The 19,030-nt window shown below is 65.1% G+C and carries 14 protein-coding genes; 3 read left to right on the top strand and 11 right to left on the bottom strand.

The features are described from left to right. Positions 1-2: 2 nt before the first annotated feature. A complete protein-coding gene (locus tag BXA00_RS22150) occupies positions 3-1,622 on the bottom strand; it encodes a methyl-accepting chemotaxis protein (protein WP_076520549.1) in 1,620 nt (539 codons plus the stop codon). 274 nt (positions 1,623-1,896) lie between these two features. After that, positions 1,897-3,363 (bottom strand): amidase, encoded by a 1,467-nt coding sequence (locus tag BXA00_RS22145; protein ID WP_076520548.1) that lies wholly within the window; start codon positions 3,361-3,363, stop codon positions 1,897-1,899. Between the two features lie 254 nt (positions 3,364-3,617). Between BXA00_RS22145 and BXA00_RS22140 the strand changes: the two genes are divergently transcribed. Beyond that, entirely contained in the window at positions 3,618-3,980 is a 363-nt protein-coding gene (locus BXA00_RS22140) for a group III truncated hemoglobin (RefSeq protein WP_076522068.1), read from the top strand. 11 nt (positions 3,981-3,991) lie between these two features. Here BXA00_RS22140 and BXA00_RS22135 read toward each other — a convergent pair whose 3' ends face one another. From BXA00_RS22135 to BXA00_RS22115, 5 genes are all read right to left on the bottom strand, one after another. Continuing rightward, positions 3,992-6,265: an ATP-dependent DNA helicase gene (locus tag BXA00_RS22135; RefSeq protein WP_076520547.1), complete on the bottom strand. Its 2,274-nt coding sequence runs from the start codon at positions 6,263-6,265 to the stop codon at positions 3,992-3,994. Then, positions 6,262-7,908, bottom strand: a complete 1,647-nt coding sequence (locus tag BXA00_RS22130) for a VRR-NUC domain-containing protein (RefSeq protein ID WP_076520546.1) — start codon at positions 7,906-7,908, stop codon at positions 6,262-6,264. Before BXA00_RS22130 ends, BXA00_RS22135 begins: the two co-directional genes overlap by 4 nt. A 188-nt stretch (positions 7,909-8,096) precedes the next feature. Then, the gene (locus BXA00_RS22125) at positions 8,097-9,425 is read right to left on the bottom strand and encodes a cytochrome c (RefSeq protein WP_076520545.1); all 1,329 of its coding nucleotides are present in this window, start codon (positions 9,423-9,425) and stop codon (positions 8,097-8,099) included. A gap of 12 nt (positions 9,426-9,437) precedes the next feature. Next, on the bottom strand, positions 9,438-11,213 hold the full coding sequence (locus BXA00_RS22120; RefSeq protein ID WP_076520544.1) for a GMC family oxidoreductase: 1,776 nt from the start codon (positions 11,211-11,213) through the stop codon (positions 9,438-9,440). A gap of 2 nt (positions 11,214-11,215) precedes the next feature. Beyond that, positions 11,216-11,929 (bottom strand): gluconate 2-dehydrogenase subunit 3 family protein, encoded by a 714-nt coding sequence (locus BXA00_RS22115; RefSeq protein ID WP_076522067.1) that lies wholly within the window; start codon positions 11,927-11,929, stop codon positions 11,216-11,218. Positions 11,930-12,371: 442 nt separating this feature from the next. Here BXA00_RS22115 and BXA00_RS22110 point away from each other — a divergent pair, with 442 nt between their 5' ends. Continuing rightward, positions 12,372-13,985, top strand: a complete 1,614-nt coding sequence (locus tag BXA00_RS22110; RefSeq protein WP_076520543.1) for an NAD(P)/FAD-dependent oxidoreductase — start codon at positions 12,372-12,374, stop codon at positions 13,983-13,985. A gap of 34 nt (positions 13,986-14,019) precedes the next feature. On the opposite strand, the gene BXA00_RS22105 is transcribed toward BXA00_RS22110, so the two are convergent. Next, complete coding sequence (locus BXA00_RS22105; RefSeq protein WP_076520542.1) at positions 14,020-14,832, bottom strand: SDR family NAD(P)-dependent oxidoreductase; 813 nt, start codon at positions 14,830-14,832, stop codon at positions 14,020-14,022. 90 nt (positions 14,833-14,922) lie between these two features. Here BXA00_RS22105 and BXA00_RS22100 point away from each other — a divergent pair, with 90 nt between their 5' ends. Further along, positions 14,923-15,720 carry an aminoglycoside adenylyltransferase family protein gene (locus tag BXA00_RS22100; protein ID WP_076520541.1) on the top strand — a complete coding sequence of 266 codons (798 nt, stop codon included), beginning with the start codon at positions 14,923-14,925 and terminating at the stop codon, positions 15,718-15,720. A gap of 48 nt (positions 15,721-15,768) precedes the next feature. Here the strand turns inward: BXA00_RS22100 and BXA00_RS22095 are convergent, their stop codons facing one another. The 3 genes from BXA00_RS22095 to BXA00_RS22085 are packed head-to-tail and all read right to left on the bottom strand — an operon-like array spanning position 15,769 to position 18,967. Beyond that, positions 15,769-17,073 (bottom strand): hypothetical protein, encoded by a 1,305-nt coding sequence (locus BXA00_RS22095; protein ID WP_231952132.1) that lies wholly within the window; start codon positions 17,071-17,073, stop codon positions 15,769-15,771. A gap of 25 nt (positions 17,074-17,098) precedes the next feature. Beyond that, positions 17,099-17,995, bottom strand: coding sequence for a methylenetetrahydrofolate reductase (locus tag BXA00_RS22090; protein ID WP_076520539.1), 897 nt, complete (start codon positions 17,993-17,995; stop codon positions 17,099-17,101). A 54-nt stretch (positions 17,996-18,049) separates the two neighbouring features. Then, positions 18,050-18,967 carry a LysR family transcriptional regulator gene (locus BXA00_RS22085; protein ID WP_076520538.1) on the bottom strand — a complete coding sequence of 306 codons (918 nt, stop codon included), beginning with the start codon at positions 18,965-18,967 and terminating at the stop codon, positions 18,050-18,052. Positions 18,968-19,030 lie beyond the last annotated feature (63 nt).

Raw genomic sequence — 19,030 nt, 5'->3', positions numbered from 1 at the left:
GTTCACACCTTGAAGCGGGACACGCCGCTGCGCAGATCATTGGCCACCAGCGTCAGCTCTTCGATGGCAAGGCTGGATTGACGCAGCGATTCCACCGTCTGCTGCGCCGCGTCGCTCAGTTGCTGCAGGGCCTGGTTGATCTGTTCGGCGCCCGTGGCCTGCGCCTGCATGCCCTCGTTCACCATCTGCACGCGCGGCGCCAGCGTCTGCACCTGCTGGATGATCTGCGAAAGCTGGTCTCCCACCTGCTGCATGTCCGCCATGCCGCGGCGGACTTCCTCGGAGAACTTGTCCATGCCCATCACGCCAGCGGACACCGACGACTGGATTTCACGCACCATCTGTTCGATGTCGTAGGTGGCGACTGCCGTCTGGTCGGCCAGGCGCCGGATCTCGGTGGCGACCACCACGAAGCCGCGGCCGTACTCGCCGGCCTTCTCCGCTTCGATGGCCGCGTTCAGCGACAACAGGTTGGTCTGGTCAGCCACCTTCGTGATCGTCGTCACGACTTGCGTGATGTTGCCCGCCTTTTCATTGAGCACCGCCAGTTTGGCGTTGACCGACCCGGCCGCGCCCACCACATTGCGCATGGTGTCCTCCATGCGCGCAAGGCCCACCTGCCCGCTGCCCGCCAGCGTGGCGGTCTGTTCGGCGGCGCTGGAAACCTCGGTCATGGTGCGCACCAGTTCGCGCGAGGTTGCCGAGATCTCGCGCGAGGTGGCGCCGATTTCCGTGGTGGTGGCCGCGACTTCCGACGCGGTGGCCTGCTGCTGCTTGGACGTGGCGGCGATCTCGGTCACGGACGTGGCCACCTGCACCGCGGACCGCTGGGTCTTGCCGACCAGGCCGGTCAACTCGTCCACCATGCCGTTAAAGCCGATTTCAATGGCATTGAACTCATCCTTGCGCGACAGCCTGAGCCGGCGGCTCAGGTCGCCTCCGCCCGTCGCTTCCAGCGTCTTCACGATTTCGCGCATGGGATTGGCGATGGCGCGCATCAGGAGGTAGCCGCACACGATGGACGCGGCGATGGCCATGGCCAGAGACACCAGCATGCCGACCTCGGCTGCTTGCACGGATTCGCGAATGCTCACGGCCGCTTCGTCGGCCTGCGCCTTGTTTGCGCTCACCATTTTGGCCAGGATGTCGCGGCCCCGATAAAAGGACGGGCGCAATTCTGACTGGATACGCATCAGCGCAAGGGACGTATCCGCCTGCACGCTCGATGACAGGATATCGGCGCGGATGCGCTTGTATTCCTGCAGCTCCTTCTGGAATTCCTCGAACATGTGTTCGTCGTCCTGCCGGCCGATGGTGCGCAGGTAGAACTCCACGTGCTCGTCGAGCTGCTTGTCGTTGCGCGGCAGGGCTTCCAGCGCCGCGCGGCGGTCCGCCTCGGTCGGCGCATGGAAGGCATCCTGCACGGCCACGAAGCCGGCGAACCACGCTGCCCGGATCGACGTGCTGTAGTAGATGCCCGGCACGGCGTCGGCGTTGATCATTTCGACTTCCGCTTCGACATGCAGAAGCCGCCGGTAGTCCACCACCACCATCAGCGTCATGATGGCGAGAATGGCCAGGAAACTGGCCAGGATGCGCTGGCGGAGCGTCACATTCTTCATACCGGGAGACCTTTGCACTGTATCGAATTGCGACGTCCTGCCGGGACGCCCCAGGGGTGATTCCCCTGCTGTCCGGAATTCCGGACAGCCCTTATCGGTGGGGAAGATGGGAAATATCGATAATTATTACAAAGGTGCCGCATCACAGCCATGAAAAACAGGGCAAAACGCAAAACATGGCTGACTTCGTCCGAAAAATGCAAATATCTATTACAAAAAATCAACCGGTATTTGTTAGCGCAGGTAGCACGAGTAGCGCAAGGTGCAAACCGCGTCACGCGGCGTCGGCCCACAGCGCCTGCGGCGGACGCGCCCGCACCCAGTCGCGCACCCCTTCGTAGGCGTGGGCCAACTGCAGCACCGCCAGGTCGCCCCGCGGCGGCCCGATGAGTTGCATGCCCATCGGCAGGCCCGCCGCGTTGAATCCCACCGGCACGCTGATGACCGGGCACCCCGCCAGCGTCCAGGGCGTCACGGTCTCCATCCAGCGATGGTAGGTGTCCATGGGCCGGCCCGCGATCTCCTTGGGCCAGTCCAGCGTTACATCGAACGGAAACACCTGCGCCGACGGCACGGCCAGGTAATCCACGTCGTCGAACATGCGCAGGACGGTCTGATACCAGGCGCTGCGCTCTTCGGTGGCCTGATACACCTGGCGCGCCGTCATGCCTTCCAGGCCTTCCACCTCCCAGATCAGGGCTGGCTTGACCAGCTTGCGGGTCTCCGGATCGTGGACCAGCGCATGGAACTGCCCGCCCACCATCAGGTGGCGATGCGCCAGCCAGATGCGCCAGAGCCGGTCGCCCGCGAACGGCACCTGGTAGTCGTCCACGCGGCAGCCCGCCGTCTCCAGGTCTTGCAGCGCCTGCGTGCACAGGTCCAGGATGCCCGGCTCCATGGGCAGGTAGCCGCCCCAGTCGCCCAGCCAGCCCACGCGCTTGCCCGACAGGTCCGCCTCCAGCGGCTGTGCGTATAGAGACGGGTCGTCCGTCAGCGACAGCGGCGCCCGGCGGTCGTGGCCGGCGATCACCGACAGCAGCCGGGCCACGTCGCGCGGCGTGCGGCCCATCGGCCCTTCATAAGAAAGCTGTTTGAGGAACACCTCGGGCGAGGGTCCGGACGGCACACGGCCCGCGGAGGGGCGCATCCCGTAGACGTTGCAGAACGCCGCCGGATTGCGCAGCGAGCCGCCGAAATCGCTGCCATCGGCCACCGGCAGCATGCGGGCGGCCAGCGCCGCAGCCGCGCCGCCGCTGCTGCCGCCAGCCGTCTTGCTGGCGTCGTAGGGGTTGCCGGTCGCGCCATAGACCTGGTTGTAGGTGTGCGACCCCAGTCCGAATTCGGGCACATTTGTACGGCCGATGAAGATGGCGCCGGCCGCGCGCATGCGCTCCACCAGAATCGAATCGTGCGGCGACACCACGTCCTTGTAGACCAGCGACCCCATCGACGTGACCATGCCCCGCACCGCGGTCAGGTCCTTGGGCGCCTGCGGCATGCCATGCAGCCAGCCCAGCCATAGCCCTGCGGCCAGTTGCGCATCCCGCTCGTCGGCCTCGCGCAGCAATTCGTCGCTGTCGCGGCGCGCGACGATGGCGTTCAGCTTGGGATTGACCCGGTCGATATGCGCGAGGTACGCCTGCATCACCTCGCGGCAGGACACCTTGCGGCCGCGAATGGCGTCCGACAGCGCGTGCGCGGGCATGGCCACGATTTCGTTCAGCGGGGCGGGGGTAGGCATGAGGGTTCGTCTCCTGAAGGCGTCCCGCGAATCCGCCGGGCGCACATATGGTGGTCAAGCGCGAGGCGGCGGCAGCCGTGCGCGCATGGCGACGATACTACCCAAATCAGCGCCGATGCGTCTGCTTGAGCCACATCAAACCGCCGCGGACCTCGCCCGTCCTAACATCGCCTCCTGCCCTTCCCCCGGAGACCCGCTTGACCACCCCCGCCCCCGCGCCCGCCGACCTCTGCACCGAAGCCGAAATCCGGGACATGGTCCACACCTTCTATGGCAAGGCGCGCGCGGACGACGCGCTGGGCCCCGTCTTCAACGGCATGGTCCACGACTGGGACGAGCACCTGGCCACGCTGTCGGATTTCTGGTCCGCCGTGCTGCTGGGCACCCGGCGCTTTTCGGGCATGCCCATGCCCAAGCACGTGGCCATGCCCAACCTGAGCGCTGCGCTCTTTGAACGCTGGCTGGTGCTCTTCGCGGAAACCACCGACGCCCTGCCCAACCGCGCCCTGGCCGACGCCGCGCAGGAAATGGCCGAGCGCATGGCGCGCAGCCTCTGGTACGGCTACCAGGTGTCGCGGAATCCGGACCAACCGCTGACCGAACTGCGGCCCGCGTAACGTCGGCCGGGTCAGTCCACCCGCCACCAGCCCGGCAACAACCCGCGCACCTTGGCGCGCCGGTAACGATCGTCGATGAGATGCACCGTGCCAACGTCGTGCTCCGTGCGGATGACCCGGCCCGCCGCCTGCACCACCTTCTGCATGCCGGGATACAGGTAGGTGTAGTCGTAGCCGTTCTCTTGGCCATAGCGCAGGTCCATGGCGCGCTTCATGTTTTCGTTCACCGGATTGACCTGCGGCAGGCCCAGCGTGGCGATGAACGCGCCGATCAACCGCCTGCCCGGCAGGTCCACCCCTTCCGAAAACGCGCCGCCCAACACCGCGAAGCCCACGCCCTGCCCCGTTTCCGTGAAGCGCGCCAGGAACGCCGCGCGGCCGGGCTCGTCCATGCCCGGCGTCTGCAGCCAGATCGGCACCTGCGGATGGCGCTCGCGCATCAGGTCGGCCACGCCCTTCAGGTAGTCGAAGCTGCTCAGGAAGCCCAGGTAATTGCCGGGACGCTCGGCATATTGGCGCGCGATCAGGTCGGCAATGGGCGCCAGCGAGCGCTCGCGGTCGCGATAGCGCGTGGATACATTGCCCACGACCCGCACCGCCAGTTGTTCCGCCTGGAACGGCGCGGCCACGTCGATCCACGGCGTGTCCTTGGGCAGCCCCAGCGTGTCGCGATAGAACTGCTGCGGACTCAGCGTGCCCGAAAACAGCACCGTGGCGTGCGCCCCCGCATAGCGCGCGGCCAGGTACGGGGCAGGTATCACGTTGCGCACGCACAGCGTGGACGGCGGCGTCTTGGCGCCGGCGAACCCCACGTCGCCCAACGTCACATCGAACAGCGCATGCGAGCCGAACTGCTCCGCCAGCCGCACGAAATGCAGCGCCTCGAAGTAAAAGCCAAGCAGCGGATCGTCCTGCGGCAGCGGCGTCTGGCCGATGTGCTCAGTGATGGCCGCGACCGCCTTCTGCACCGCCGCCAGCACGCCCGCCGGCGCAGCTTCGTACGCCTGGTAGCGTTCAGCCTGCTTCTTGTTCAACGCATTCCAGGACCGATGCAGCCCATCCAGCGGCTTCTTCAAGGCCTTGGGCGCGGCGTGGCGCGCGGCCGTGAGCCGGTGCTGGTCGAGCTCGCCCGTGTACATGCGGCGCGCGCGGTCCACCAGATTGTGGGCCTCGTCCACCAGCACCGCCACCTTCCATTGATGCGCCTGCGTCAGGGCGTAAAGCATCGCGGTGGCGTCGTAGTAGTAGTTGTAGTCGCCCACCACCACGTCGCTCCACCGGATCAGCTCCTGCGACAGGTAATACGGGCAGACGTCATGTTCCAGGGCAGTGGCGCGCACGGCCGGCGCGTCCAGCCGGGTATGACGCGCCAGCGCCGCGGCGCGCGCGTCGGGCAGGCGGTCATAGAAGCCTCGCGCCAGCGGGCAGGAATCGCCATGGCAGGCCAGGTCGGGATGCACGCAGCTCTTGTCGCGGGCCTGCAGGTCCAGGACGCGCAGGCCGGGCGCCGCAGGCTGCGCGTTGATCGTGTCCAGCGCCTCGACCGCCAACCCCCGTCCGGAACCCTTTGCAGCAAGGAAGAACACCTTGTCCAGGCCGGAACCCGGACTGGCCTTGAGCAGCGGAAATATCGTCCCGAGCGTCTTGCCGATGCCCGTGGGCGCCTGCGCCATCAGGCAGCGGCCGTCCCGCGCCGTGCGGTACACGGCCACCGCCAGATCGCGCTGTCCGGCGCGGAATTCGCCATGCGGGAACGCCAGCTTTTCCAGCGCCGCGTCGCGCGTCTGGCGATGCGCCAATTCCGTCTTTGCCCAGGCCAGGAACCGCTCGCATTGCTGCTGAAAGAAGGCGGCAAGCGCCGCGGCATCGTGCGTTTCCACCAGCACCGTCTCTTCTTCGGTCGCCACGTTGAAGTACACCAGCGCCACGCGCACGCTCTCCAGGCCCCGCGCCTGGCACAGCAGATGGCCGTAAACGCGCGCCTGCGCCCAATGCACCACGCGGTGGTTCTCGCGCACGCTGTCGAATTGACCGCGGTAGGTCTTGATCTCTTCCAACTGGTTGGCCACGGGGTCGTAGCCGTCGGCGCGGCCGCGCACCAGCAGGCCTTCAAAAGCGCCGGACAGGGAAACCTCGGTCTCGTATTCGGGGCCCCGCCGCCCCGTCACCACCGCATGCCCCGCCATGCCCTCCAGGCCGCTGGGCGCGGGCGTGAAGCGCAGATCCAGGTCGCCCGCCCGGGCCGTGAACTCGCACAGCGCGCGCACCGCCACCGCGTAGCTCATGCCGCATCCCCCTGCCAGCTCACGTGGCAGACACGCACCGGCATGCCGTGCGCGACGCAGTATTGCAGCCAGCGGATCTGGTTGTCCTGCAACTTGTCGCCAGGCCCCTTCACCTCGATCAGTTCATAGCGGCGCTCGGCCGGCCAGAAGCGCACCAGATCCGGCAGGCCGGTCCGGTTGCCCTTGACGTCGCGCAGCATGCGCGTGAAAAGCAGTTTCAGGTGCGCGGCGGGAACGCAGTCCAGCGCCTGCGCCAGCAAGGTTTCGGACAACGCGCCCCAGAACACGAACGGCGATTGCACGCCAGCCTTGTCGGCGTATCGCCGAAGGATGACGTCGCGATAGGTGTGCGTATCCAGGTGCGCAAGGCACGCGTCGAACTGCGCCTGCCGACGCGCGTGGAAGTCTGGCGATTCAAGATCGGCGGGGCCGCGCTGGAAGGGGTGGAAGAAAGCGCCAGGCAACGGCGCAAACACCGCGGGCCAACATAGCAGGCCGAACAGCGAATTGATCAGCGCGTTCTCGACGTAATGAACCGGGGCGTCGTCCTGATGCAGGTGATCGCGCGTCACGTACTCCACCGACGACGGCTGCACCGGGCGCGCGAGCGACAGGTCGGTGCGCGGCACGACCGGCGGGGCGATGCGCGCCGCCGCGCCCTGCCCCAGCCCGCGCCGCAGCCGCGGCATCATGCGCGCCACGCGCTGGCTCTCTTCCTCGCTTTCGGGCGCGCTGCCGGCCTGCAAGGCCAGCGCCATCGCTTCCTCGAACCGCTGCATCCGTTCATACACGCGGATGCGCCGATGCCGCGCGCCGGGATAATCGCAACACGCATAGGCGCGCTGCGCGGCCTCCCAGTCCTGCGCCCGCTCGCAGGCCTGCCCGATCCGCAGCAGCACCTTGGCGCGGCGCTTTTCGAGCCAGGCATTGCCGCTGGCGCACGCCTGCGCGGCGCGCAGCAGGTCGTCCACGGCCGCGCCTTCGTCCAGCGCCTGGCGGCAGGCATGCAAGGCCAGATAGCAATCGACGTCCTCGCGCGTCTGGAATGCCCGCGACGCGGCGTCGAACGGCACGGCTTCGTACTGGAACACGCCCAGGTCCGCCAGCACGAACTCCGACCAGTCCTGATGCAGATTGCCAAAGAACATGAGGCGCAGGCGTTCGCAGCGTTGCGACACCATCACGCGCCACACGGCTTCGGCGGAATCCGGGTCCCACTCGCCATAGGGCCGGGCCTGCGGCAGCTCGGCCCGCAACGCCTCCAGCAGATCGGCCTTGCGCATCCCCGGACGTACCGCGCCGCGCGACGCGAATACACGGCACAGCTCGGGCTTGGTCAGCAACGCAAACAGCTCGTCCAGCGACATCGGTGCGCGCGCGTCCAACCATCCCAGCGCCTCCAGCGGCCGGGCCGCCTCTTGGACCGCAGGGATTTCCTCGTAGACCAACCGGCTGGCCCGGAACCATGGTCCGCGCCGCATCAGCATCCGCACCATCAAGGCCTGCGACGCCTGCGGCATGGCAGCAAAATCCGCCAGGAAGCGGCAGTCGTCTTCGTCCAGCAGATCGGCGTAGCGGTCCGAGACCCACGCCAGCGCGCGCTGGAAATTGTGCAGGTAGTAGTAACGGTGCGGGGGCAACATCGGCGGCGGCCGGGGAGACTGTTTATTTATCCAGTAATCATAGCAGCCCTGCCGACGGATTCTGCCGGGCTTGGTGGACACGTCGCACACCCGCAGCAAAAAAAGAGGCGCCGGAGAGCCTGGACTCTCCGGCGCCTTTTGCCAGCCCGGCAGCAAGCCGCCGGGCTGGTCGTGCACGGGGCCGTCGTTTACTGCGCGCGCACCGGCTGCGGCGCCGCGCCGATCTCCTTGCGCACCTTGGCCACGTCGGACGCGGTGACCGTCGCGCCCTGGTTGCCCCAGCTCGACCGCACGAAGCTCACCACGTCGGCGACCTCCTTGTCGGTCATGCGCCAGTCAAAGCCCGGCATCGCGTACGCGGTCGGGGCGGACGCCGTGCCCGGCATCTGCGCGCCCTTGAGCACGATGTGGATCAGCGAGGCCGGATCGGCCGAGTTGACCGTCGAGCTCAGCGCCAGCTGCGGGAAGGTCTCGGTGTAACCCTTGCCCGTGCTGCGGTGGCAGGCCGCGCAGTTGTTCAGGAAGGCCATGGCGCCGTCGCTCTTGTCCTTGCCGGTGCGCAGCGCTTGCGCCACGGTCTCGTCATAGGCCAGGGGCTTGGTGGCGTCCTTGTTCACCGGCGGCAGGCTCTTCAGGTACACCGCAATCGCGTTCAGGTCGTCGTCGGTGAGGTGCTGCGTGCTTTCCTCGACCACCTGGGCCATCCCGCCGAAAGCCGCCGAATGGCCGTTGCGGCCGGACTTCAGGAAGGTCGCGATGTCCTCCTTGCTCCAGCTACCCAGACCGTCCGTGGCGTCGCCGCGCAGGTTCTTGGCCAGCCAGCCTTCCACCACGCCGCCCGACAGGAATGCGGCACCGTCCGCATCCGTCAGCGCCTTTTCCTGCAAGGCCACGCCGCGCGGCGTGTGGCACGTGCTGCAATGGCCCAGGCCTTCAACGAGGTACTGGCCGCGCAGCAGCGCCTGCTTGTCGGCGCCGCTGGCGTTTACCGTGACCGGAGCCGTCGCCACGTCGGGCGCGAACATCCAGCGCCACACCGTCAACGGCCAGCGCATGGACATGGGCCACACGATGTCGGTGTCCTTGTTCTCCTGCTTCACGGGCTCGACGCCGTGCATGAAGTAGGCGTACAAGGCCTTCACGTCCTCGGGCGTGACCTTGGCGTACGCGGTGTAAGGCATGGCCGGGTACAGCGAATGTCCGTCCTTGGCCACGCCGTGGCGCACGGCCTGGTCGAAGTCCTCGAGCGAATAGTTGCCGATCCCCGTTTCCTTGTCCGGCGTGATATTCGTGGAATAGATCATGCCCAGCGGCGAATCGATCCCCAGGCCGCCGGCAAAAGGCTTGCCGCCCTTGGCCGTGTGGCAGGCGATACAGTCGCCGGCGCGGGACAGGTACTCGCCCTGCTTGATCATCTGTGCATCGGTCGATGCCGTCGTGCCGTCGGCCGCGAACGCCGCGCTGGCAACCAGGGCCGACATGGCCGAGACGGCCGCAACAATGGTCTGCTTCAACATTGTTCCGTCTCCTTAAGCCTGGACCAGCGGGCCGGGGTTCTTCAGGTACTGCTCGCGGATCGCCTGCGCGGCCCAATAGGCCAAGGCGCCGACCAGCCCCGTCGGGTTGTAGCCCATGTTCTGCGGGAACACGCAGGCGCCCATCACGAACACGTTCGGCACATCCCAGCTCTGCAGGTACTTGTTGACCACGCTTTCCTTGGGATTGGAGCCCATGATCGCGCCGCCCGTGTTGTGCGTGCTCTGGTAGACGCGCGTGTCGTAGCGCGCGCCCTTCTTGCGCACCGCCACGAAGTGCTTCTCCGGATTCATGGCCTTGGCCACGGTCTCCATGCGCTTGCCCATGTAGCCCAGCATGTCGAACTCATTGTCGTGCCAGTCGAACGTCATGCGCAGCAGGGGCTGGCCGTAGGCGTCCTTGTAGGTCGGATCGAGCGACAGGTACGCGTCGCGGTACGACATCACCGAACCGGAAATGCCGATGGTCATGAAGCGCTGATAGGCGTCCTGCACGCCCGCCTTCCAGGCCGTGCCCCAGGTCGGGGTGCCCGGCGTCGTCGGCGTCTGCTTGATGGGACGGCCGCCGTAACGCACGTGGCGGATGCTGGCCCCGCCGACGAAGCCCAGCGGACCGTGGTCGAACTGGTCGCCGTTCAGGTCGTCCATGCCCACGCCGCCCGCGCCAGTACCCACGAACGGGTTCAACTGCGTGCCCTTGGGCAGCAGCACGTTGACCGCGCCGTTCATCTGGTACGCGTAGTTCTTGCCGACCACGCCTTCATTGGTCTTCGGGTCGTAGGGCTTGCCGATGCCCGACAGCAGCAACAGGCGCACGTTGTGCATCTGGTAGGCCGACAGGATCACCAGGTCGGCGGGCTGCTCGATCTCGCGGCCCTCGGCGTCGATATAGGTCACGCCCACGGCCTTCTTGCCGGTCGAATCCAGGTTGACCTTGATCACCTGCGAACGCGTGCGCAGCTCGAAATTCGGCTTCTTCAGCAGCACCGGCAGAATCGTGGTCTGCGGCGAGGCCTTCGAATACATGTAGCAGCCGTAGTTTTCGCAGAAGCCACAGAAATTGCAGGGGCCAAGCCGCACGCCGTACGGGTTGGTGTACGGACCGGATGCGTTGGCGGCAGGCGTGGGATAGGGATTGAAGCCGACTTCGCGCGCCGCCTTCTCGAACAGCGACGCGCCATAGGTCGTGGCCAGCGGCGGCAGCGGGAACTCCTTGCTGCGCTTGCCTTCCAACGGGTTGCCGCCTTCGACGATCTTGCCATCCAGGTTGCCGGCCTTGCCCGACGTGCCACAGACGTACTCGAACTTGGTGAAATGCGGCTCCAGCTCGTCATAGGTGACGCCGAAGTCCTGGATCGTCATGCCTTCCGGGATGAACTTCTTGCCGTAGCGCGTTTCGTAGCGCGTGCGCAGCTCCAGCTCTTCTGGCAGCACGCGATAGTGCATGCCGTTCCAGTGAAAGCCCGCCCCGCCCACGCCCGTTCCCAGCAGGAACGAACCATTCTGACGATACGGCACCGCCACGTCGTCCACGCCGTGGCGGATCGTCACGGTTTCCTTGGACAGGTCCTGGAACAGATAACCGCGCACCGAATACTTCAGCTCGTCGATCACCTTGGGATACTCGGCGTCCTTGGGCGTGTCCTGCATGCCGCCACGTTCCAGCGCCAGCACCTGCAGGCCCGCCTCGGTCAGCTCCTGACCCAGGATCGCGCCGGTCCAGCCGAACCCGACCAACACTGCATCAACTTTGTCTTTCTTGATCGCCATGATTAACCCTTCTCCCCAGAAATCGACACGGGGCCATAGGGGTACTTCACATTGGGCTGGTCCACCCAATCCATAAAGTCGGCGCGCGCGCCGGGAAAGCCCACCATCTTCCAGCCGACCATGCCCTTGTTGCCGCCATAGATCGGATCGGCAAAAAAGCCTTCCTTGGTGTTGGCCAGCAGGAAGCTGAAGAACGTCTTGGACGGCACCGACTCGAACACGATCTTGCCGGCCTGCAGGTCCTTCAGGATCTGCTCCTGCAAAGCCTTGTCGAGCTGCGCGAACACCTTGCCGTGCGTCTTCACGCACCAGGCGTCACAGGCCTCGATGCCATGGCGGTACACCTGGCGGGGATTCTGGTTCAGTTGATAGCCCAGTTCCGGCACCTGGTCGGTGTGGAACGGCCCATCCATGTACCAAAGCTTGCCGTGGCCGAAAGGCGTTTCCATCTGCCGATCAATGAACTCGGGCACGCCGGCCGCGATGGCGCCCGGACCGTATTCGTCGGCTGGAATCAAGTGATCCACCGCGGCAACGATGAAGGCCCATTCGGCCTGGGTGAAATAGGTGGGCTCGTAAGGCTTGGCCGCTTGCGCGGCGTTGCCGTCGGCGGCGTTGGTACAGCCGACCGTCAGGCCGCCGACCGCCAGCGTGGACGCTGGCACAATGGCCATCGCCTGCAGAAACCGCCGGCGCGGCTTTGCGTCATCAGTCATGGACATCTCCGTGAATACTCCAAGTTGTCCTAGCGCGCTACCGAACATGAAACCTGGAAACACGAACTGCCCGAGCTAGAGACAACACGCTCTTTTCTTGCTGAAAATCAAGACTGCTCTTTGAAAAGGGACGTAAGAGCAGGTGCGGGCATTATGCGCTTCTGATCCGCTCAATCGACCGTATCAGATGGAAATTCTTGACGTGGAAAAGTCTTTTGCATTAAGGACAAAGTAAGAACAAGAAAAACCGCAGGGTTTCTGACAGCCAGATGAACGAAAAGCCTTGATTCATGCGGGCGGCGGCGTCCGGACTGCGCCGACCGCTCCCCCGCATGCCGTTCACCTCGTCGCACGACCCGCCGCGCCCACTTTCGCCGCCCGCGGCTCCAGTACAATCCGCGTTTGGCGACGTTGTGATCGCCCATCTGTCTGGACCCCAAGCATGTTGCGTCTGTCTGAAATCAAGCTGCCGTTGAACCACACGCCCGAGGAACTGCCCGCGGCAATCCTCAAGAAGCTGGGCATTCCGGCCAGCGACCTGAACGGCTACACCATCTTCCTGCGCAGCTACGACGCCCGCAAGAAGCACAACATCCTGCTCATCTACACGCTGGATGTCGACGTCGCCAACGAAGCCGCGCTGCTCAAGCGCTTTCACGACGACCGCAACGTCAAGCCTTCCCCCGACACCGAATACAAATTCGTCGCCCAGGCGCCCGCGCAGTTGTCCAAGCGCCCCATCGTCATCGGCACCGGCCCCTGTGGCCTGTTCGCCGGACTGGTGCTGGCGCAAATGGGCTTCAAGCCCATCATCCTGGAACGCGGCAAGGCCGTGCGCGAACGCACCAAGGACACCTGGGGCCTGTGGCGCAAGCGCATCCTGAACCCCGACTCCAACGTCCAGTTCGGCGAAGGCGGCGCCGGCACGTTCTCGGACGGCAAGCTCTACAGCCAGATCAAGGACCCCAAGCACTACGGCGAAAAAGTCCTCAAGGAATTCGTCCTGGCTGGCGCGCCGGAGGAAATCCTTTACGTCAGCAAACCGCACATCGGCACGTTCCGCCTGGTCGGCATGGTCGAAGTCATGCGCGACACCATCACCAAGCTGGGCGGCGAAGTCCGCTTCTCCAGCAAGGTCGAAACGCTGCACCGCGAGAACGGCAAGGTCACCGGCGTCACGCTCTCCAATGGCGAACACATCGAAGCCGACCACGTCGTCCTCGCCATCGGCCACAGCGCCCGCGACACCTTCCAGATGCTGCTCGACCAGGGCGTCTTCATGGAAGCCAAGCCGTTCTCGATCGGCTTCCGGATCGAACACCCGCAATCCCTCATCGACCGCGCACGCTTCGGCCCCAACGCCGGCAACCCGATCCTGGGCGCCGCCGACTACAAGCTGGTGCACCACGCCAGCAACGGCCGCTCCGTCTACAGCTTCTGTATGTGCCCGGGCGGCACGGTCGTCGCGGCAACGTCCGAGCCCAACCGCGTCGTCACCAACGGCATGAGCCAATACTCGCGCAACGAACGCAACGCCAACGCGGGCATCGTCGTGGGCATTTCACCCGAGGTCGACTACCCCGAACACGTCCTCGCCGGCGTCGACTTCCAGCGCAAATGGGAATCCCAGGCCTTCGAATTGGGCGGCCGCGACTACAGCGCGCCGGGACAACTGGTAGGCGACTTCCTGGAAGGCAAGGCATCGACCGAATTCGGCTCCGTGCTGCCCTCGTACACGCCGGGCGTGCACCTGACCGACCTGGCAACCGCCCTGCCCGACTTCGCCATCACCGCGATTCGCGAAGCGCTGCCGGCGTTCGACAAGACCATCAAGGGCTTCAACATGCCGGATGCGGTGCTGACAGGGGTGGAAACGCGGACGTCCTCGCCGATTCGCATCAAGCGGGATAACGAGACGCTGCAAAGCATCAACACGCAGGGATTGTTCCCGGCGGGCGAAGGCGCGGGTTACGCCGGTGGGATTCTGTCGGCGGGGGTGGATGGGATCAAGATTGCGGAAGCGGTGGCGCTGAGCATCATGGGGCGTCAGGGATAAGTACGGATCGGCCCGGCCCAGGCCATCGCACGGTCTATTCCGACGGCCGCGTCTGCGTCAACCCAGTCGGCGGCCCGTCAATCGCCGTCCACCCGGCATCCACCGCCAGGCTGCTGCCCGAAATATAGCTGGCCGCATCCGACGCCAGAAACGCCACCGCCGCGCCCACCTCGGACGGCTGGCCCCAGCGGTTCAGCACGGTATGCCCGGCGTACGTGTTGTAAATGTCCGGACGCTCCTTCAGCGGTTCGGTCAGACGGGTCTCGATGATGCTCGGCATCACCGCGTTTACACGCACACCATAACCGCCGACCTCGGCCGCGAAGGCCTTGACCATCTGTTCGATACCGGCCTTGGTGGCCGCATAGATGCCCAGCCCGGGCTCGATCGTCACGGCGCGCATCGACGAACACAGGATCATGCTGCCCGCGCCCTGCTTCATCATCGGCCGGCCGAAGTGGCGCATGAAGTGGAAAGCGCCGCGCAGGTTCAGGTTCACGACCTGGTCGAATTCTTCTTCGGTGTAGTCCACGATCAGCTTGCGGATGTTCAACGCGGGCGTCGCCACCGCGATGTCTATCCTGCCTTGTTCGACCAGCACCTTGGCGGCCAGCGCCGCGATGGCCTCACCGCTGGCGGCATCGGTCTGCGCCCAGCCGGCCGAACCGCCTGCGTCAACGATCTGCGTCGCAGTAGCCTGCGCGCCGCACTCGTCGCGGTCGGCGCACATCACATAGGCGCCCATCGCGCCCAGTGCATGCGCGGATGCCTGGCCGATGCCGGAAGCGGCGCCCAGCACGACCGCGGTTTTGCCTTTCAGGCTGAATAGTTGGGGGTAGTTGGTCATGAAAACGTCGATGAAAACGGTTATGGAAGGGGCCGCCTCGCCACGGTCAACGGACTGCCCACTGTGATACGGCCAGGCTATCATCCTTGCATGACCCGCACGCTACCTGCCCCGATCGCTGTGCAGATCGACGAGGCCAGACGCCTCATCGAACGCCATCTCGGCACACGCCTTGTCGCCATCCATCTGTTCGGCTCAGCGGTGGATGGCGGGCTGCAACCGCACAGCGACATCGATCTGCTCGTCACCGTGGCTCAGCCGCCCGGCGAGGCAGCGCTCCGGGCGCTGGCGACGGCGCTCCTCGCCCTCTCGGCGCCCCCGGGCCAATCGCCGCAACTGCGCGCGCTGGAAGTCACCGTACTGGCGCTCGAACATGTCGTCCCGTGGCGCCATCCGGCACGGCGGGAACTTCAGTTCGGCGAATGGCTGCGCGATGACCTGATGGCGGGGACCGTGGAGCCGCCCCTGATCGACCACGACCTCGCCATTCTGCTTACCAAGGCGCGCGGCCACAGCATTGCGCTCGTTGGACCGCCGGCCGACCAGCTATTTGACCCCGTTCCCCATCACGACCTCACGCGTGCCCTGCTCGATACGGTCGCCCAATGGACCCGACCCGAGGACTGGGCGGGCGATGAGCGCAACATCATCCTCGCGCTGGCGCGCATCTGGTACACGGCGGTTTCTGGCGAGATCGCTTCCAAAGCGGATGCAGCGGCATGGCTGTTGCCGCGAGTGGAAGCGTCGTACCGCCCGATCCTCAGCAAGGCGCGCGCGATTTATCTTGGTCAGGCCGACGACGATCTGGCGGCACGCCATGCCGCCGAAACCGAGGCGTTCATCGCTCATGCGCGTGGCGCTATCGAGAGGATTTGCTCCACCGCCTGAACGGTGGAGCATGCCTTCAGCGCTCAGACTTTGAATCCCTATCCGTTCTTAGCGCGACGCGCCGATCTGCAGCAACGCAAGATCGCGCTGCATATAGCGAGTCATGATCTGGCTCAGGATCGGGTTGCCCGCAGTCTCGGCTTTCGCAGCGGTCAGGCTGACGACCGCCGCACACAGCTTGCCTGCCTGGACGGTGCTTCCCTTTACGTCGGCTTGCACTGCGCCGGCCATGGTTTGCTTCCAGGCGGCGGCGACGCCGTCAACAGCCTGCTGGGCAGCGCCACAATCCGCGTATGACAGGGAAATCACGACACCGGGCGCGTTCTTGACCTGCACGTCCGCGATGATTCCGGAAAAGTAAGGTGGGATGCCGCGACCGCTGGATGCCGCGATCGCTTCAAGCTTCTGCTTCGCGCTTTGCATGTCCCCGGGATCCGCAAACAACACCTTTGCCGGATCGACGCCTTGCAGGCCCAGCACGGGCGAAATGACGGCCGCTTGCACAATCCGGGCGCCGTCCGAGGGCACGGCTTGCTTGAGCCCCGCGATCGAAGCGGCAACGATCTCACTGTCGGCCACCGAGGGAGACGGTTTGGCCAGCGCCCGCATTCCGGTTGCGGATGACGCCTGGACCAGGGCCGTGTCCAGCGGCAGCACGAACGTGGGCATGCCCATCGTGCCTCGCCAAGGGTCTCGTCCGCTGGCCTTGGTCATGTCAGGTTTATTGGCCTCGCCGTTCGCCATTAGACCAGCCACATCGCCATTCACCGGCTTGAAATCGGACTGCACGAGGCGATCCACCAACGTCGCGGCGGATTCTTTGTCCTTCAGCCCCCAATAGGAGACATTGCCGGGCGACTGGCCAAACCCGCCGAAGTAGGACAGTTCATCGAAAGGGACTTTGGCGTGATCGGCCCACTGGTCCAGCCCGTATCCAATGGATTGAAGCGGGCTGATGGCCTGGGCGATGGAGAGCCGGCGCATGCCGTCGGCGGTTGGCCCGGATTTATCCAGGGCTCGCCAGGCTTGGACGTCGAGAAAGAAGAATTGCATCGCGTCAGGGGCGGTCAACACTACCTGGGGCACTTGCTGGAAGGCTTGCTGTAGTGTCCTGTTGCTGTCTTGGGCAGCGACCGACGTGCAGCAAACTGAAAACAGGCCGAGTGCAAGAGCCCTTACGCGCATTGAATATCTCCCGTTAACCAATTTTTCAGCCGGATATGGCGCCTTCGGCATCACTATCGCAGCCAATAGCATCCAGACAATGCGTTCGTCTTGGCCCTGAGCGGTGTGCACGGTGCCGATGAAGCATTCAATCTGGTTATCCTCAAATTCTGCCGGGGAGAATACCACTCCAAATACGGGAACTTCGCCCTTGTCATAACAGGGCTGCGCTGACCGGGCGCAGCTTCTCGGGGCGAGAGCGGTACTGCTCTATCCATTTCACGGACTGCGCAATGCCTCCAAATGGAAAGAAATGCAGGCTCACGTTTCCATGTGCTTGCGTCAGCCCTGCGGCCAGGCGATCCACAAACACATCGGGCCCCGCCGTGCCAAACAACTTGCCCAAAGAGATTCCGTACTTAGACCACATCGACGCGCATGCGCTGACGCCGCACAAGGCCGCATAGCGAGCAAGTACCGCGATCCCTGTAGGGCCGGGCACGCCCACCCGAACGGGATGTTCAATGCCACGCTCGCGCAGGGTTTTCAACCACGTCAGCACGATGTCGGCATCAAAACCAAACTGCGTGACGACCAGGGGCGTCATGCCGCGCATGCCGATGCCATGGCACTTGCGTTCGAGCACGTTCCATCGATCGGTCGCGCTCATGACCGGATGGCCTTCCGGATGTCCGCCTACGCCGACAACCTGGATGCCCGCGCGTTCGAAAACACCAGTTTCGATCAGCGAGGTGCTGTCGGGAAACGGCCCCAGCGGCGTCGGTGGATCTCCTGCGATCACGAAGCAGCGCTCAACGCCAGCCTCAGCGACCGCGCGCCCGACGAAGGAATCAAGCTCGGCAAGCGACGCGATACGGCGCGCGGAAAGGTGCGGCATCGGCTCCAAGCCCAGCGCCCGCACGGCTCGCGCTGCGGCCAGTCGCGCGTCATTGTCCTGGCCTGGCAGGTAAGGAATGGAAATGGTCGACCCTGGCGGTATCCGCGACGCCGTTGCGGCCAGCGCGGAAATGTCCCTCGCGCTGACTTCCAACGAATAGGCGTCGGTGATGTTGCCGGGGGAATGGTATGTGCTGGGATGAATCAAGGACATGACTGAAGGGCACGCCGAACGGCTCGGCAGGCGGTGGACGTTTGACGGTGGGCGTCATCCATTGGCTTTTTGCGCAATGGCAGGGGCAATTGCCGGCTGGCGAGCCAGTTCAATGAAGGCCCGCACATAGTCAATGCCAGTCTCCGCCTCGCGCGCGCCCAGGAAGATCTGCTTGGCAATGCCGCGCACCCCCAGCCTCACGGGCACCACGTCCATCCTGGCCGCGTATTCCTCGACCAGCCAGCGCGGCAGCGCTGCCACGCCGCGTCCGCTGGCCACCATCTGCACCATGATGTCGGTGGTCTCGATGGCCTTGTGACGCTTGGGCGTAACGCCGGCCGGCAACAGGAACTGGTTGTAGATATCCAGGCGCTCGATGTCAACGGGGTAGCTGATGAGCACTTCCTGGGTCAACTGCTGCGGCCTCACGTACGCCACAGACGCCAGCGGATGGCCCTTGGGCACGACCAGCACCTGCTCGTAGTCGAACACGGGCTCGAACTTGAGGCCCGGTTTGAACAGCGGGTCGGGCGTGACCAGGAGGTCGATCTCAAAACCGAAGAGCGCTCCAATCCCGCCAAACTGAAACTTCTGCTTGACGTCCACGTCCACGTCCGGCCATGCGGCCAGATAAGGAGAAACCACCTTGAGCAGCCACTGGTAGCAAGGGTGGCACTCCATGCCGATGCGCAGCGCCCCGCGCTCGCCCTGCGCGAACTGTCCCAGGCGCTCTTCGGCCAGATCCAGTTGCGGCAGCACGCGATTCGCCACCGCCAATAGATATTGGCCGGCCTGCGTCAGGCGCAGGCTTCGCCCTTCGCGCAGCCAGATGTCGGTGCCCAGCTGCTGTTCCAGCTTCTTCATGCTGTGGCTCAGGGCCGACTGGGTCAGGCTCAGCACACCAGCGGCGGCCGTCAACGACCCCTGCTTTTCGACCTGCTGAACGATGCTGAGATGGATGCGCTCAAGCATTCAGATGAATTTCGCTCATGGATTTGTGAAATAAAACCATTTTACTTCATCACTCCGGTCCCC

The sequence above is a fragment of the Achromobacter sp. MFA1 R4 genome (genome assembly GCF_900156745.1).
Lineage (GTDB): Bacteria > Pseudomonadota > Gammaproteobacteria > Burkholderiales > Burkholderiaceae_B > Achromobacter.
Note: the sequence above shows the minus strand (reverse complement) of the source record. Positions and strands in the feature narration are given on the sequence as shown.

What these genes read in the sequence shown, in the direction of transcription:
- BXA00_RS22110 (WP_076520543.1), top strand. Translation starts at nt 12,372, where the DNA reads ATGTTGCGTCTGTCTGAAATCAAGCTGCCGTTGAACCACACGCCCGAG.
- BXA00_RS22125 (WP_076520545.1), bottom strand. Translation starts at nt 9,425, where the DNA reads ATGTTGAAGCAGACCATTGTTGCGGCCGTCTCGGCCATGTCGGCCCTG.
- BXA00_RS22085 (WP_076520538.1), bottom strand. Translation starts at nt 18,967, where the DNA reads ATGCTTGAGCGCATCCATCTCAGCATCGTTCAGCAGGTCGAAAAGCAG.
- BXA00_RS22150 (WP_076520549.1), bottom strand. Translation starts at nt 1,622, where the DNA reads ATGAAGAATGTGACGCTCCGCCAGCGCATCCTGGCCAGTTTCCTGGCC.
- BXA00_RS22140 (WP_076522068.1), top strand. Translation starts at nt 3,618, where the DNA reads ATGGTCCACACCTTCTATGGCAAGGCGCGCGCGGACGACGCGCTGGGC.
- BXA00_RS22130 (WP_076520546.1), bottom strand. Translation starts at nt 7,908, where the DNA reads ATGTTGCCCCCGCACCGTTACTACTACCTGCACAATTTCCAGCGCGCG.
- BXA00_RS22090 (WP_076520539.1), bottom strand. Translation starts at nt 17,995, where the DNA reads ATGTCCTTGATTCATCCCAGCACATACCATTCCCCCGGCAACATCACC.
- BXA00_RS22120 (WP_076520544.1), bottom strand. Translation starts at nt 11,213, where the DNA reads ATGGCGATCAAGAAAGACAAAGTTGATGCAGTGTTGGTCGGGTTCGGC.
- BXA00_RS22145 (WP_076520548.1), bottom strand. Translation starts at nt 3,363, where the DNA reads ATGCCTACCCCCGCCCCGCTGAACGAAATCGTGGCCATGCCCGCGCAC.
- BXA00_RS22100 (WP_076520541.1), top strand. Translation starts at nt 14,923, where the DNA reads ATGACCCGCACGCTACCTGCCCCGATCGCTGTGCAGATCGACGAGGCC.
- BXA00_RS22105 (WP_076520542.1), bottom strand. Translation starts at nt 14,832, where the DNA reads ATGACCAACTACCCCCAACTATTCAGCCTGAAAGGCAAAACCGCGGTC.
- BXA00_RS22135 (WP_076520547.1), bottom strand. Translation starts at nt 6,265, where the DNA reads ATGAGCTACGCGGTGGCGGTGCGCGCGCTGTGCGAGTTCACGGCCCGG.
- BXA00_RS22115 (WP_076522067.1), bottom strand. Translation starts at nt 11,929, where the DNA reads ATGACTGATGACGCAAAGCCGCGCCGGCGGTTTCTGCAGGCGATGGCC.